Source organism: Terrimonas ginsenosidimutans, from assembly GCF_022012415.1.
GTDB classification, from domain to species: Bacteria; Bacteroidota; Bacteroidia; order Chitinophagales; family Chitinophagaceae; genus Terrimonas_A; species Terrimonas_A ginsenosidimutans.
On sequence record NZ_JAKLTR010000026.1, the window covers coordinates 1 to 14,933 of the forward strand.

A 14,933-nucleotide genomic window follows, 5' to 3' on the forward strand; every position below is an offset into this window, starting at 1 on the left:
AAAAGCGCCCTTGCCCGTCCGGCAAAAAAAGTATACGGAGTCTTTCGACCTCCCGTCGAAAGGAGCATTGCCCTCCGGCAAAAAATGCAAACAGAGTCTTCACGGCACCACCTCGAAAAAAAAGCGCCCCTTTGCCCGCCCGGCAAACCTCCCACTCATAACAAGAAAGCCCTCCAATCAAAGACTGGAAGGCTTTCTTTAAAGTAAAACACAATGTTTTTAAACTGCAAAGCTGGTACCGCAGCCGCAGGTATTGCTCGCATTCGGATTTTTAAATGTAAACCCACGGTTGTTCAACCCATCCAGCCAATCAACCTGCATTCCGTACAGGTAAATCTCATGCGAACGGTTCATTACGCACGCTATTCCTTCGATCTCAAACTCCTGGTCATTCTCCTGCTTTTGATCAAACCCTAGTATGTAGGACATGCCTGAACAGCCGCCGCCTTTTACACCAACCCGCAACACCTGGGTTTTATCAAACCCGTCCTCACCCATCAAACGATGTATTTCTTTAATTGCACCGGCAGTAAGGCTTACCGGCGTTATTGTTGTTGACTCCATGGCACAAAAATAGTTAATTAAGCTACGTCGATCACACAAAACGGCCACTGTTAATACCAAACACGCCGTGTTTAACGAATATATGACAGTCGAAACAAGATTTTCTTTTTTAAAACGTTATGGTTCACGCAGTAAGATTATTCACTACATTCATCTTCTGAGTATCTTTATCACCTGTTAAAAACCAATCCCGATGGATCAGAATGCAATCACTCTTCTTGTAGCCGTGCTGGCCCTCTTAATCTCGTTCTATTCTTTTTTTCTTGTAAACAATCTCAGGAAAAAAAATGCGGCAGCAGCAGAGAAAGAAAACTTCTCCTCACGTCCATTACAGCTTCAGGCCTATGAGCGCCTCGTGGTGCTTTCTGAACGGATCTCCATTCCCAATCTGGTAAGCCGCGCCAATCAACCCGGCTTTAATGCGCGTGATATGCAGATGCTGCTGATCGAAAGCATCAAACAGGAATTTGAATACAATGCCTCCCAGCAGATCTATGTAAGTCCTGTCGGTTGGGAAGCGGTGAACAATCTCAAAGAACAGAATATGCTGATCATTAACCAGGTCGGCTCTACCCTTCCCCCTGACGCCACCGGCATCGAACTCAATAAACGCCTTCTTGAATTCGTGATGACACAAAAGAAAGGCACCTTGCATACGATCGTGCTTGAAGCGCTTAATTTTGAAGCGAAGAAGCTGATGAAGTGAGCGTGCATTGACCGTTGACCGTTCAGCGCACACACTGCTAACAATCACTCAGAAACCCTTAACCCATGTCCGAAGAAAAAAAAGTGCAGACTGATTCAGGGATTGAGATTGACCGCCTGTACACTGTCGATTCGCCACATAATAGTCCTCCGGCCGATCAGCCCGGAGAATACCCTTTTACACGCGGTGTTCAGCCAGACATGTATCGGGGTAAGCTATGGACGATGAGGCAATATGCTGGTTTTTCTACCGCTGAAGAAAGTAATAAACGATATCATTATCTTCTTTCACAGGGTGTGATGGGGTTGAGTGTTGCATTCGATCTCCCAACTCAGATCGGGTATGACAGCGATCATGCGCTGTCGGAAGGCGAAGTGGGAAAGGTAGGTGTAGCGATCGATAGCATTGAAGACATGGCAACCCTGTTCAAAGGGATCCGGCTGGAGGATGTTTCCACCTCCATGACGATCAATGCGACCGGCTACATCCTGCTTTCATTGTACGTAGCGCTTGCCAAACAGCAGGGGGCCGATCTGAAAAAGATCTCCGGCACCATTCAGAATGATATCCTGAAAGAATATGCCGCCCGCGGCACTTATATCTATCCGCCAAAACCTTCCATGCGGATCATAACCGACATATTTGAATGGTGCGCATCCGATCTTCCCAAATGGAACACGATCTCTATCTCCGGATATCATATCCGTGAAGCAGGCTCAACAGCCGTGCAGGAGATCGCATTTACCCTCAGTAACGGGAAAGCCTATGTGCAGGCCGCGCAGGAAAAGGGACTTGATATAAATGTTTTTGGCAAACGCCTCTCCTTCTTTTTCAATGCACACAATAACCTGTTTGAAGAAGTCGCCAAATTCCGCGCCGCGAGACGCATGTGGGCAAAGATGATGAAGAGCCTTGGTGCGACCGATCCGAAAGCCATGATGCTGCGCTTTCACACACAGACCGGAGGCAGCACCCTAACGGCCCAACAACCGATGAATAACATTTCAAGGGTAACCATACAAAGCCTCGCCGCTGTATTGGGCGGCACGCAGTCACTTCACACCAACGGGTATGACGAAGCCCTGAGCCTTCCAACGGAAGAGGCTGCACGGATCGCATTGCGTACCCAGCAGATCGTCGCCTTCGAAAGTGGCGCTCCTGACACGGTTGATCCGCTGGCCGGTTCGTATTTCATAGAATCAATGACCAATGAAGTCGAAGAAGCTGCGTGGAAGCTGATCGAAAAGATCGACGCAATGGGCGGAAGTGTGTCTGCCATTGAACAGGGTTTCATCCAGGATGAGATCGCGCGAAGCGCATATGAATACCAACGCCAGATCGAATCAAATGAAAAGATCATCGTTGGTGTAAATAAATTCCAGGTAAAAGAAGACGGCTCCATTCCCATTTTCAAAATTGATGACAGCATAAGAACCTTACAGAGTGAAAAACTTGCACAGTTACGCGCCAATCGCGACAATGCAAAAGTGGATCAGTGCCTTCAATTACTCAATGACCATGTTGTGAGCGGGCAAAACATCATGCCGGCTGTCATAGAAGCGGTGGAAAATAAATGCACTCTCGGGGAGATCGCGGATACGCTGAGGGAGGTGTATGGGGAGTACAGGTGAAGTTTGAGAGTTCAGGAGGTTCCATAAGTTCCATAGGTTTCAGAGGTTCCATACGTTTTATGCCCGGGATATTATTCTCTCATCGGCGCTAAAACTTATGGAACCTCTGAAACTTATGAAACCTTGCAAACCTTTTACGGCTCATCATTTGCATTACCTCCCCAAACTTCTACTATGAAAGCATTTGGCATTATCCTCATCGTTGTGGGTATTTTCATGCTGATCTACCGCGGATTCAGTGTGCAAACTGAAAAGAAAGTGATCGATATCGGGCCTGTTGAAGTGAATAAAAAGGAAAACAAATGGATCGGTTGGCCGGTATATGCCGGGGGATTGGCCATTGTGGCGGGTGTACTGATAGTTGTCGGGCAAAGTAAAAAGAAGTAAGGCCGATCTTCTGGCCAGCATATACCGCTCCGTATCCACGGTAGAGAGCGGTGTTCCTGTTTTTTGATCGTTCGAGGTTATATTTGTCCGGCCCTTCAGGGGTGTTCATCCGTTAATCACAAATTGAATCCCGTGCGTTCAACATTCATCAGCGGCTTTCTTGCTGTCAGCCTTTTATTTTGCGTCAATGCTGAGGCCCAGCTTACTCAATATAAAGACCCGGCAGGCACTTTCCGGCTGACCCATCCGGCTGAATGGAAAACCGGCTCGCCGAAAGGTAATGCCCGCCTATCCTTACTGCTGCCTTCCGGAGAGAGCAAAAAAAGTGATGCACCCATCGTTCAGGTGACGGTTATCAACCTCGGCGCGGGATACGAGGATATTTCAGTGAGAGAGCTTGCATCCATAGAGGAAAAAATGGTCAGATCACAAAGTATCCAGGGAGTGAAAATTGAGGTATTAAAGTCTTCATTTAAAACCATTAATGGCCGCGAATGGTGGCTGCTTGAATACTCACTTCAGAACGGTAAAAAGAATAACAGGAGCGCTGTTTATAAAACGATCTTTAATAAAAATGCGTATGAACTCGTGTACAATGCACCGGAAGATGAGTTCGCTGCTTTTGCCGGACAGGTAAATGAAATACCACAGAGCTTCCTGTTTGGCACCGATGATCTGACAGCATCTGCCGGAAAGACATCTTCACCTGTTCAGGGGACCCCGCTGCGGAACCCGATCATTATTTCGCCGGCGGTGAAGATGATCGATGCTGACAAGGCCAGCCCGTTCGTGTTAGGTTATGCCGTGATCGAAAAAGGAATGGAGCAGGCAGTAATCGACCGCCAGGGCGAAATGATCCTTCCATGGGGCTACTATAGTTTTAACAGCTCTACGATCGGCTATCGCTCAGGCGAAGTACCTCCCACCCACTTTTTCAGCTTCTATGATCTGAAGCAGGGTAAGCTTGGGTTTATCACCAGAAGCGGGCAGGTGGTGAGAACCGACCTCTTTCAATTTGATACTTATTTTAACGCAGAAGGAAAGGCCATCGCCTCTGGCCATCCCTCACAGGGAAATGATAGGTTCATTATCGATTCTACCGGAAAAAAAATACCCTTCCGAAAGCTTGCGCCTGATAGCACAGAGTCAATGTCATGGGACATAAGGGATTTCCGCACGCCGTTCCCCTTCCGCCCGGCAACCACCAAACCGGGTGATAAGAAGTTTGGATATATGGATGTAGTGACCGGAAAATTCATGATCCCTCAAAAGTTTGACACTGCTACGAAGTTTGATGAAGGGCTGGCAATGATTGCCCGGCGTGATCAGGCTGGTAATATGAAATGGGGAATAGTTGATCGTAAAGGCAATATGATCGCAGAACCGCAATACGCAAGCGAGCCCAGGCCCTACTCTTCAGGACTGTCACTCCTTGTGCCGATCGATAAGACCGAATTCTGCGCTGCATTTATTGACGTAAAAGGTGGTATTAAATTCAGGCTGGAAACAAAAGAATACGGAGCGGCTGTTGTAAGATCCTTATCGAATGGCTATACAACCTTCAGGGGACGAAATGAGGAAAGTTTCGTGCTAGATTCCACCGGAACAGTTTACACGATCGATGCGTTTCTGAAAAAATTGAATGTTCCCTCAGATATCCCCCAATTATACATCCATGAATTTGCCAACGACCGGCTTTACCTGATGGTGAATGGTCACTCAGATCAACTTCCCGGCACAATGGTCGTAAATGTTCAAACAGGAAAATACCAGGTGTTTGAGACAAGGCAGATCCGTGGTCATGAATTCGATCCCGAATCCAGGTTGAGGTATTATACGCACTATGAAAGGTCCGCAGACGGCAGGCGTATGGAAAAAATTGCCGAAGGTTATGTAAACGAAGACAATCAGATCGTAATTCTGACAGGTAAGAAAGTTGCCCGGTAATCGGTGAGCGCTCATTCGCGCACCACATACGCATGTTTTAGCGGATCAGCGCAGGCTGCAGCTCCTTTGCTGTGTATCCAACGAAAAAGGGTGTTCCGGTTCACCCTGAAACACCCCTTTCCTATTCTTGACAATTACTTATTTCCCCTGCGGCTTCCAACTGTCTTTCAATCCAACGGTACGGTTGAAAACCATTCCACTCGTGCTGCTATCCTTATCCAGTACAAAATATCCTTTACGGATGAACTGATAAGCTTCATTAAATTTTGCATTTTTCAATGCCGGTTCCGCGTATACAGATTTGACCACCTGCAATGAATCGGGATTGATATAATCTTTAAAGTCGCCTTCTTCATTTGCCGGATTCTCTACCTTGAACAACCTGTCGTACAACCTGATCTCGGCTGTCACTGCATGTTTTACACTAACCCAGTGCAGGGTGCCTTTCACATTGATCCCGGATGTATCCTCCCCGCTTTTACTCTCAGGAATATACGTACAATGCAGTTCGGTCACATTACCCTCAGCATCTTTGATCACCTCTTCACATTTGATGATATAGGCAGATTTAAGGCGTACCATTTGTCCGGGTGCCAGGCGGAAATATTTCTTGGGAGGATTCTCCATAAAATCTTCACGCTCGATGAATATCTCTTTGCTGAATGGGATCTCTCTTTCGCCAGTCGCCGGATCTTCCGGGTTATTCTCACTCTTTAAAAACTCTTCATCCTTTGTATAGTTGGTGATCACCACTTTGACCGGATCAAACACCACCATTCTGCGAAGGGCGCTCTTATTGAGATCTTCTCTCACAAAAAATTCAAGTAATCCTACATCAACAATATTATCACGCTTGGCGATACCTGCGCGATCACTGAAGTCACGGATACTTTGTGCCGTGTAACCTCTGCGTCTCATACCGGAGATCGTGGGCATACGGGGATCATCCCAACCGGACACGTGTTTCTCATTGACCAGCTGCAGCAGTTTACGCTTGCTCATCACGGTATAGGTGAGGTTACGTCTGGCAAATTCGTATTGCTTACTGGGGAAGATCTCCAGTTTATTGATCAGCCAGTCATACACTTCCCTGTGGGGAACGAATTCCAGTGTACAGATCGAATGCGTAATGTTTTCGAGTGAATCACTTTGCCCATGTGCAAAATCATACATCGGGTAAATGCACCATGCATCTCCGGTGCGATGGTGATGCGCATGTTTGATACGATACAGGATCGGGTCACGCATCAGCATGTTTGACGATTCGATATCGATCTTCGCCCGCAGCACTTTTTCGCCGTCTTTATATTTGCCGGCACGCATATCTTCAAACAGTTGAAGGTTCTCTTCAATGCTGCGATCCGCATATTTATTACGATGACCCGGCTGGGTCGGTGTTCCTTTTTGCTGTGCAATTTCTTCCGATGAGCTGTCATCCACATAAGCCAGACCATTTTTGATCAGCTTTACTGCGTATTCAAACAATTGCTCAAAATAATCCGAAGCATACAGCTCATTCTCCCATTCAAAGCCCAGCCAGCGTACATCATCCTTAATGCTTTCGACGTACTCAGTTTCTTCTGTGGTTGGGTTGGTGTCATCAAAACGGAGATTGGTCGAACCGCCATATTTTTTAGCGAGACCAAAGTTGAGACAAATACTGGAAGCATGACCGATGTGCAGATAACCGTTGGGCTCCGGTGGGAACCGCGTCCTTATGGACTTATACTTACCGGCAGCAAGATCCGCTTCTACTATTTCTTCCAGAAAATTGAGGCTTCTTTCTTCTTTCTTTTCTTCGTGTGACATAGGTCTGCAAATATAACAAAAACGCGAATGGAACGCTAATGGCCGCGAATAAACGCGTTCTATTCGCGCCAACGCCATTCGCCAGCAATCTGCAGCGGCTCTTTCAGGTTTGATTTCAGCATCAATTCTTTTGTTTCTGTATCTGAAAGTCTTTTTGCTTCAATTGTTGTTGCGTCGGCAAGGCCGTATACAAGCATCGTATTAAAACGAACCGTATTCTTCATACCTTTTTCATCAACGAGGCTGAAGTTATCACAGTCGGCATGATAGCAAGGTCCGGCATTATTCGGAAGGCTTCCCCCTCCTGCCCCGCCTGTAGGAACACCATGGAGCATGAATGGCTGGTGATCGCTGTGCAGACCCGCGCCCGCCCTGAATGTATTTTTAAAGCTGGTATCGATAGATTGTGCGATGGTTCCGATGGCCTGGAACAATGATTTGCTGGCATCAGTCGTCGCTGAATATCCTTTGGGATCATTGGTCATATCGTAGTTCAGCATGAAGCGGATCTTATCAATGCTTTTGTCTTTTAATGCTTCGCGAACATAACTTTTTGAACCAAGCAGCCCTTCTTCTTCTCCCATGAACATAACAAACTCGATCGTTCTTTCTGGTTGCAGATTGAGCGCCTTGAAAGTCCTGGCCATATCCAGTACGGAGAATGAGCCAATACCGTTATCGATCGCTCCTGTTGCAAGATCCCAGCTATCGAGGTGTCCGCCCACAACGATCTTTTCATTGGGTTTTGTTTTGCCCGGAATGGTAGCGATGACGTTCCTTGCTTTGATCATACCCGAGAAATTCGTAAGCTGGATGCGGGTAGACAGTTTTCCTGTTTTCAGTTTCTCACGAAGCGCGAGACCATCTTCTTTACCGATGCAAACCGCGGGGATCGGGATGAGTTTACCCGTAACAGAGGCCGTGCCTGTGAGCAGTACTCCGTTTGCCGCGGTATTGATGATAATGATCCCTTTTGCGCCATATTTGGTAGCGAGTGCCGTTTTCTCAGAGCGATGCAGGTTCTTCGAACCTTCCGGGGAACCCGGTAGAATACCCAGATATACGAGTGCGATCTTGCCTTTCACTTTTCCCGGGGCAGCAAGATAATCTGCTTCCAGGCCGTTTCCGATCTCTACCAGTTCGCCACTCACGTCGGATTTTACGGGTGCATGTGCCAGGGATACAGATTTCACAGGAGCAAGGCTCTGCGCATCGGGTCCGATCGAAACCTGAATGGTATTTCTGCTCCAGCTTTCCACTTCAAAAGGCTGGAATCTTACATTCTCATATCCATATGATTTCAGCAGGTCAAATGCATATTGTTCCGCTTTTTTACCATTTTCTGAACCGGTAAGCCTGTGTCCGATCTTCGTTATAGCATCGCCCAGTGAGGAATAAGCTTTCGAATTCGTCAGCACCTCCTGGTTGATCTTTTCGAATACCTGGTTCCATTCCGGTTTAGATTGAGCTGTAGCAGTCAGCAGGCCAAAGCACGAAACTGCACCGGCCAGTAATACATTTCTCATGAAGTGGGGTTTAAATGAGGGTCGAATATATTGATAAATGGTCAGTTTTCGTTGCCCCTTATATGTCGGCCACCGGGATGATGCGTTTCCCCGCTAAAGGCTTATATCTTCACATTATCGAAATAAAATACAGAGAACTCCTGTTTACCCCGGACAATGGACAACCCGTCAGCGGTAAAAGAAAAAAGGTTGGTCCGATCCCCAGACCGGCCAACCATCAATCTTACACTGACAAACAATCTCACCGAAAACAGTAGAATTTGCCAATGCTTCGAAAACTTTTCACTCTTTTTTTCACTTGCCCTCTAGTTCCACAGCGGCTTTTTGCCAGAAGGTTTCGGACCTCCTTTGGGCTTTGATGACAGGCGCAGGTGCTGGCGCGGGTCTCCTTTGGAGGTGAAGCGATCGAATGCCTTTTGATCCACTGCGCGGATCGGATCTTCCGATTTCAGCATTTCTGTTTGTACATTATTTTCAGCAACCGGCATTTCCTGTTCAGCCGTTGCGGATCTTAACTGCGTCGTTTCTTTTACCCGTGGTGCCCGTTTTTCAGGAGCCGTCTTCTTTGCTGTGGCTGCTTTCTTTACGGCCTTTGTTGCCGCTTTCTTCGCAGCAGGTTTACGCGTGGTTGTTGTTCTTTTTGCAGTCGCGGATTTTTTAACCGCCGCTTTCTTTACAGCTGATTTTTTACTTGCTGTTGCTTTTTTCTTTGGCGCCGTACGTTTGACTGCTTTTTTCGGTGCGGATTTTTTCACCGCAGATTTTTTAACGGCCGATTTCTTCGCAGCGGACTTTTTAGGTGCTGCTTTTTTCGATGCGGATTTCTTTTTAGGCACTTTCGCGCCCTTTTCTCTTGCTTCTGATAAACCTATAGCGATCGCTTGTTTGGGATTAGTGACTTTCTTTCCGGAGCCTCCGCTGCGGAGTGTTCCGCGCTCCATCCGTTTCATCGCGGACTTCACCCCTTTCTGGGCTCCTTTTGAATACTTTGCCATGATGTTTAATTTAATTAAGGGTTAGAAATAATTGTATTCAGGAATTACGGCCAAAAACTATACCCCGTAGCAAACAACAGGGATACAGGTCTTAAATGGCGGTATATGTTGCGCTATTTCCTCATTTTTACCCAAAGACGTTCTTAGCGGTTGATTCTTACCGGGATGCCCATTCTTCTGCTGATAGCGCCGCCCGTGCAGCTTCAGGCCATCGACTTCTTAAAATTTGGGCAATGATCAGCTGTTCATGGGTAGATGTTTTTTATCTTTCGTCCAAACTACTGCAATGTCAAAATACCGTCTTGTTGCACTCCTGCTTGCTGTTTACTTTTTGGCAAATCCCGCTGCCGCGCAACACTATCTTATCCGTGCAGGTAAACTGTTCAACAGCGAGACAGGGGCGTTTCAAAAAGACATGGCCATACTGGTTTCAGGCACGCGTATCGATACTGTAAAAGCCGGAAAAGATCTTACAGCAGCAGAAAAGGAAAAGTATCAGCTGGTAGACCTGTCTGCCTATACTGTATTGCCGGGTCTGATCGATTGCCATACACATTTGCTGTACAAGGAAAATATCTGGAAGGGAAACCGGGAAGCCAGCCTTGACATGAACAGGATGCTTACACTTGATGGCGATGCTTACCGCGCGATCTATGGCGCCGCCAGGGCAAAGGCCTATCTTGAAGAAGGGATCACAACAGTTCAGGACCTTGGCAATTCCGGGCTCTTTGCAGATATGGCGTTGAGACGGGCGATCAATGAAGGACTTGTTCCCGGTCCGCGAATGCGTTGCTCAGGTCCCGGACTTTCCACCGAAGGCGGTCAGTTGCCTCATACGATCTTCAAACACCAGGAACTGGTTAAAGACGAATATCGCGTGGTAACAGGCGTGGATGACGCTATTCAGGCAGTGAGAGAGAATATAAACCAGGGAGCTTCCGTGATCAAGATCTTTGCAAACAACACCCCGAATAATACGATGCTTCGTGTGGAAGAGATCAAAGCGATCGTAGAAGAAGCGCACCGTTACAACGTCCGCGTAACCGCACATGCTACAAACAGCCGCTCTGTTTACAATGCCGTGATCGGCGGCGTTGATGGCATCGAACATGGTTACCAGATAGAAGATTCAGTGCTGGACCTGATGAAGAAAAAGAACGTATTCCTTGTACCAACAGACCCCGACAGCCTGACGATGATCCAGTATGCGAAACAGGATGATCCGGCGGATACAGCCCAGATCGCAGGCTATATGCAGGGCATGCGCTCACCACAGAACCGCCTGCTGCGTGCCTACAAAAAAGGCGTTATGATCGCAGCCGGCTCAGATGATTATGTAGATTTCAAACTTCCTTTTTCTGCTCCATCCAAACGCACACTGATCGGATACCACCAGGCAGGGATCCCAATTGCTGATGTATTAAAATTTGCAACCATAAATGCAGCAACACAGGTGAACTATCAGAACAGGACTGGTGTTATAAAAAAAGGATTCTGGGCTGATATCATCGCTGTGGATAATGGTCTCGAACAGGATATCGAAGCGATTATGAAAGTCCACTTCGTGATGAAAGAGGGAAAAATAATCCGGAAGGACTAACGCAATACTGTAAATTCGCGCAGAAGCCTGATTGTTCGTAACCATCTGAAATATAAGTGGCAGAGCCTTCGACCTGAATGTATGCTTCGGCCAACGGCCGTCGGTCATCTTCCATCGATACTGATTCCGCCTTTGACATCAAGCATAAACACCGACTAATAACGCTAACCTGGAAGAACAACGATGAGAAAGTACAAAAACCTGCTTTTCTATATAATAACTATCGCCAGCTTTTCGGGAGTAATTTATTATATCATCAGAAAGGGAGCAAAGCTGGAGCAGGGAAAGATGACGGAGTTTGTTCCGCAGCTGAATGCCTCAACCTGGGATCAGTTCAAGGATACATACAGCCATAACGTAACCCATCCGTTGGCAATATTGCTCCTGCAGATCATCACGATCATTCTTACGGCAAGATTATTCGGCTTTATCTTCAAAAAGATCAGGCAGCCTTCTGTGATCGGTGAGATCATAGCAGGTATCGTTCTCGGACCTTCTTTTCTTGGCACCTATTTCCCCGAATTCTCAGGTTTCCTTTTTCCGGCACAATCGCTGAGCAACTTGCAATTCCTCAGTCAGATCGGATTGATCCTTTTTATGTTCGTGGTTGGAATGGAACTGGACCTGAATCTGCTCCGCAATAAAGCCAAAGACGCCGTAGTGGTCAGCCACGCCAGCATCATCTTTCCGTTCACCCTCGGCATTGGACTGGCTTACTATATCTACCATAATTTTTCTCCCGCCAATATCAACTTCCTGGCCTTTTCCCTTTTTATAGGGATCGCGATGAGTATTACCGCGTTTCCTGTGCTTGCGCGGATCGTACAGGAAAGAGGGCTTACAAAAACAAAACTGGGTTCTATCGTGATCACCTGCGCCGCGGCAGATGATATTACTGCCTGGTGTATCCTCGCAGCGGTGATCGCGATCGTAAAGGCGGGATCGATCATAAGCGCCCTGTTCACCATCCTGATGGCCATTGCTTATGTGATCATCATGCTGAGAGTGATCCGGCCCTTCCTGAAAAGGATCGGTGAAAAATATTCCAGCAAGGAAACGATCAGCAAACCCGTTGTGGCCATCTTCTTTATCACATTGCTGGCCTCTTCTTACATGACAGAAGTGATCGGGATCCATGCATTGTTTGGAGCGTTCATGGCTGGAGTGATCATGCCCTCTCGCGTGAATTTCCGGAGCATTTTTATCGAGAAGGTAGAGGATGTATCGCTGGTGCTGCTACTCCCCCTTTTCTTCGTATTTACCGGCTTGCGCACACAGATCGGTTTACTGAACGACTGGGAACTGTGGAAAGTCTGTGGTGCGATCATAGCAGTAGCAGTCATAGGAAAGTTTGCAGGAGGAGCAATTGCGGCAAGATATGTTGGGCAGGACTGGAAGACCAGTTTATCTATCGGTGCATTAATGAATACCCGCGGACTGATGGAGCTCGTTGTATTGAATATCGGTTATGATCTCGGCGTATTAAGCCCATCGATCTTTGCAATGATGGTGATCATGGCACTCGTCACAACTTTCATGACTGGCCCATCCCTTGATATCATTAACTGGTGGTTCAAGGATAAGAAAACGGTAAAAGCAGAGCCTCCTCCCAAAAACAAACCTTATAATATTCTTTTCACATTCCGCTTGCCACGCAAGGGTGTAAGTTTATTGAAACTTGCTAATTATTTTGTAAGGAATTCCATACAGAATTCACGCATTACGGCTTTACATCTTTCTGCAAGTACTGAATTGAATATGTATAACCAGGAAGAGTATGAACGTGAAAGTTTTCAACCCGTGCGTGAGCAGGCGGCTTATCTGAATGTTCCGGTGGCCACTATGTTCAAACCATCTTCACAGATAGAACATGATATTACGCAGACGGCAAATCTGTCGCAAACAGATCTGCTGCTGATCGGCGCCGGCAGTTCCGTATTTGAAGGAAGTCTGCTCGGACGCATTCTTGGCTTAACAACCAGGATCATTAACCCGGAGCGCTTGCTGGATACGATCACCGGTAAGGAAAAACTATTTGAATCGACGGCCTTTGATGAGACCGTTAAAAATATCATGCGTAACACAACGGTTCCTGTTGGAATTTATCTTGACAAAGGTTTGCATGACCTGAAACGTGTTCATGTTTTTCTTGCATCACCAGATGATACATTCCTGGTTGCCCATGCAAAGCAGTTGATCTACCAGCAGGAAGTGCATATCCACGTCATAGACAAAGCAGGTCTGCAGCAGGAAGACAGCGGCAAGCAAATGTCTTCGATACTAAAAATGCTTACTCCCGGCCCCGTTACCATTGAGCAGCAGTTTTCTGTACATGACCCTTCACAGGAGCTGATGCTTATCAGCACCGAAGCCTGGAAAAATGCTGTCGATAACGGAGCAGATTGGTTGTCCGCTGCACCATCAGTGTTGGTAATGAAACACGCATAAGACCCACCCAATTCAGGAGGAAAATTCTTCAATTGATACACGAATCGATCTGCAGCGCGTATCGCGGGCTGTAGCTTAGCGAAAACATTGTCAAATGAAGAAGTTTATTACCACCCTGGTTTTTGCACTAATGATCTCCTGCTGCCTGTACGCGCAGGATGGGAAGCCAGTCACTGCAACGACAAAAGAATTTATGCAGATCAATACGGTTGAATCTGTTTTGGCCGGAGGGCTTGGCCGTTCACGCCTGATCGTCACAAATCCGGACGGTTCGCAAACCGATACTGATCTCGAAAACCTGTTCAGCATGACAGGTATCAATTTCAAGAACATTAAGGAAAACGAAAACAAGCTGGTGAAGCTGTTGAAAAAATATACAGATGAAGGCTGGAAACTTGAGCATGTTACTCCATTGACACTTAGCCAGAATGATACAGGTTCGGGTGGGATCTTTATGACCAGATACCTGTTATCGAAAGAGGCCGCTCCAAAGGAGAAAGCCTGATCGTTCAAACGTTTTATCTTCTGGAAAGCAATACGGTCGGGAATTAAAACACAGAAGAGTTTGTGGGAGCCTGATGATCTCTTTAAAGGTGGTGAATGTGTTCACCACCTTTCTTTATTAACGGTATGATCAACGTTTATACTTTAGCATGCATTCATAGGCGTATATTTTGGACACCTGCAAAGATCAGGAACAAAGTGTTGCATCGTATGCCCTCGTACAGTTTACATTTGTAATTACGAATAAAAACGCTTTGTCAGAAAAGAAAAATGATTGGTTTTTTCTTTTAGATAATTATACTTTAACTTAAATTAATGCCATGGTAGATAGCCGGATCTTATCAGCAACAGCACTTATCATAACGTTTTGGGGAGGATTATTTTTCTCGTCTCATCCATCAGGCATTATTGGAAGACCGGCCCGTTCGATTTCATTCTTCACCGTTGTTGATACCATTCCATCACGTAGTAAATCTTTTGATCAGATCTACCAAGCCGAACAGGTTGACAAACTAGCCCGGTTCAACGGCGGCACCGGCAAGTGGAACAAATTCCTGGAGAGAAACATTAACATGAACGATGTTGTAGACACAGGGTCTGAGCATACAGGTAACATAATAATAGAGTTTGTTGTGACAAAAAACGGGAAACTCAAAGATGTGAGATCGTTGACCGCCGATCCGGATGAACTGGATAACAGGTATATGCAGGCCATAAAAAAATCACCGGATTGGATCCCCGCATCCATAAAGGGAAAGCCCGTCGACAGTTATGTCAGACTCGTATTCCCCTACCCTCATATAACCCGGGAATAAC

Annotated in this window: 13 protein-coding genes; 9 read left to right on the forward strand and 4 right to left on the reverse strand. The window is 46.6% G+C overall.

The features are described from left to right. A partial coding sequence (locus LZZ85_RS26035; protein ID WP_237876616.1) for a hypothetical protein occupies positions 1–202 on the forward strand: 202 nt, incomplete at its 5' end. Between the two features lie 17 nt (positions 203–219). On the opposite strand, the gene LZZ85_RS26040 is transcribed toward LZZ85_RS26035, so the two are convergent. Further along, positions 220–564 (reverse strand): HesB/IscA family protein, encoded by a 345-nt coding sequence (locus LZZ85_RS26040; RefSeq protein WP_237876617.1) that lies wholly within the window; start codon positions 562–564, stop codon positions 220–222. A 193-nt stretch (positions 565–757) separates the two neighbouring features. Between LZZ85_RS26040 and LZZ85_RS26045 the strand changes: the two genes are divergently transcribed. The 4 genes from LZZ85_RS26045 (at position 758) to LZZ85_RS26060 (ending at position 5,235) form a co-directional block, all read left to right on the forward strand. After that, positions 758–1,270, forward strand: a complete 513-nt coding sequence (locus tag LZZ85_RS26045; RefSeq protein ID WP_237876618.1) for a DUF7935 family protein — start codon at positions 758–760, stop codon at positions 1,268–1,270. A gap of 65 nt (positions 1,271–1,335) precedes the next feature. After that, positions 1,336–2,901, forward strand: coding sequence for an acyl-CoA mutase large subunit family protein (locus LZZ85_RS26050; RefSeq protein WP_237876620.1), 1,566 nt, complete (start codon positions 1,336–1,338; stop codon positions 2,899–2,901). 174 nt (positions 2,902–3,075) lie between these two features. Then, the gene (locus LZZ85_RS26055) at positions 3,076–3,288 is read left to right on the forward strand and encodes a hypothetical protein (RefSeq protein ID WP_237876621.1); all 213 of its coding nucleotides are present in this window, start codon (positions 3,076–3,078) and stop codon (positions 3,286–3,288) included. Between the two features lie 132 nt (positions 3,289–3,420). Further along, entirely contained in the window at positions 3,421–5,235 is a 1,815-nt protein-coding gene (locus tag LZZ85_RS26060) for a WG repeat-containing protein (RefSeq protein WP_237876622.1), read from the forward strand. Positions 5,236–5,373: 138 nt separating this feature from the next. Here the strand turns inward: LZZ85_RS26060 and LZZ85_RS26065 are convergent, their stop codons facing one another. From LZZ85_RS26065 to LZZ85_RS26075, 3 genes are all read right to left on the reverse strand, one after another. Beyond that, positions 5,374–7,044 (reverse strand): glutamine--tRNA ligase/YqeY domain fusion protein, encoded by a 1,671-nt coding sequence (locus tag LZZ85_RS26065; RefSeq protein WP_237876623.1) that lies wholly within the window; start codon positions 7,042–7,044, stop codon positions 5,374–5,376. 59 nt (positions 7,045–7,103) lie between these two features. Beyond that, positions 7,104–8,570, reverse strand: coding sequence for a M28 family peptidase (locus LZZ85_RS26070; protein ID WP_237876625.1), 1,467 nt, complete (start codon positions 8,568–8,570; stop codon positions 7,104–7,106). Between the two features lie 305 nt (positions 8,571–8,875). Beyond that, positions 8,876–9,565, reverse strand: coding sequence for a DUF6496 domain-containing protein (locus tag LZZ85_RS26075; RefSeq protein WP_237876626.1), 690 nt, complete (start codon positions 9,563–9,565; stop codon positions 8,876–8,878). Between the two features lie 286 nt (positions 9,566–9,851). Here LZZ85_RS26075 and LZZ85_RS26080 point away from each other — a divergent pair, with 286 nt between their 5' ends. The 4 genes from LZZ85_RS26080 (at position 9,852) to LZZ85_RS26095 (ending at position 14,932) form a co-directional block, all read left to right on the forward strand. Then, positions 9,852–11,165 (forward strand): amidohydrolase family protein, encoded by a 1,314-nt coding sequence (locus LZZ85_RS26080; RefSeq protein WP_237876627.1) that lies wholly within the window; start codon positions 9,852–9,854, stop codon positions 11,163–11,165. Positions 11,166–11,348: 183 nt separating this feature from the next. Continuing rightward, positions 11,349–13,613 (forward strand): cation:proton antiporter, encoded by a 2,265-nt coding sequence (locus tag LZZ85_RS26085; RefSeq protein WP_237876628.1) that lies wholly within the window; start codon positions 11,349–11,351, stop codon positions 13,611–13,613. A 94-nt stretch (positions 13,614–13,707) separates the two neighbouring features. Beyond that, complete coding sequence (locus tag LZZ85_RS26090; RefSeq protein ID WP_237876630.1) at positions 13,708–14,118, forward strand: hypothetical protein; 411 nt, start codon at positions 13,708–13,710, stop codon at positions 14,116–14,118. Positions 14,119–14,437: 319 nt separating this feature from the next. Then, a complete protein-coding gene (locus tag LZZ85_RS26095; protein ID WP_237876631.1) occupies positions 14,438–14,932 on the forward strand; it encodes an energy transducer TonB in 495 nt (164 codons plus the stop codon). The last annotated feature ends 1 nt before the right edge of the window (position 14,933 follow it).

Excerpts from the sequence above, each read along its gene's own strand:
- LZZ85_RS26055 (WP_237876621.1), top strand. The coding sequence starts at position 3,076 with ATGAAAGCATTTGGCATTATCCTCATCGTTGTGGGTATTTTCATGCTG.
- LZZ85_RS26050 (WP_237876620.1), top strand. The coding sequence starts at position 1,336 with ATGTCCGAAGAAAAAAAAGTGCAGACTGATTCAGGGATTGAGATTGAC.
- LZZ85_RS26070 (WP_237876625.1), bottom strand. The coding sequence starts at position 8,570 with ATGAGAAATGTATTACTGGCCGGTGCAGTTTCGTGCTTTGGCCTGCTG.
- LZZ85_RS26065 (WP_237876623.1), bottom strand. The coding sequence starts at position 7,044 with ATGTCACACGAAGAAAAGAAAGAAGAAAGAAGCCTCAATTTTCTGGAA.
- LZZ85_RS26095 (WP_237876631.1), top strand. The coding sequence starts at position 14,438 with ATGGTAGATAGCCGGATCTTATCAGCAACAGCACTTATCATAACGTTT.
- LZZ85_RS26090 (WP_237876630.1), top strand. The coding sequence starts at position 13,708 with ATGAAGAAGTTTATTACCACCCTGGTTTTTGCACTAATGATCTCCTGC.
- LZZ85_RS26040 (WP_237876617.1), bottom strand. The coding sequence starts at position 564 with ATGGAGTCAACAACAATAACGCCGGTAAGCCTTACTGCCGGTGCAATT.
- LZZ85_RS26085 (WP_237876628.1), top strand. The coding sequence starts at position 11,349 with ATGAGAAAGTACAAAAACCTGCTTTTCTATATAATAACTATCGCCAGC.
- LZZ85_RS26075 (WP_237876626.1), bottom strand. The coding sequence starts at position 9,565 with ATGGCAAAGTATTCAAAAGGAGCCCAGAAAGGGGTGAAGTCCGCGATG.
- LZZ85_RS26080 (WP_237876627.1), top strand. The coding sequence starts at position 9,852 with ATGTCAAAATACCGTCTTGTTGCACTCCTGCTTGCTGTTTACTTTTTG.
- LZZ85_RS26045 (WP_237876618.1), top strand. The coding sequence starts at position 758 with ATGGATCAGAATGCAATCACTCTTCTTGTAGCCGTGCTGGCCCTCTTA.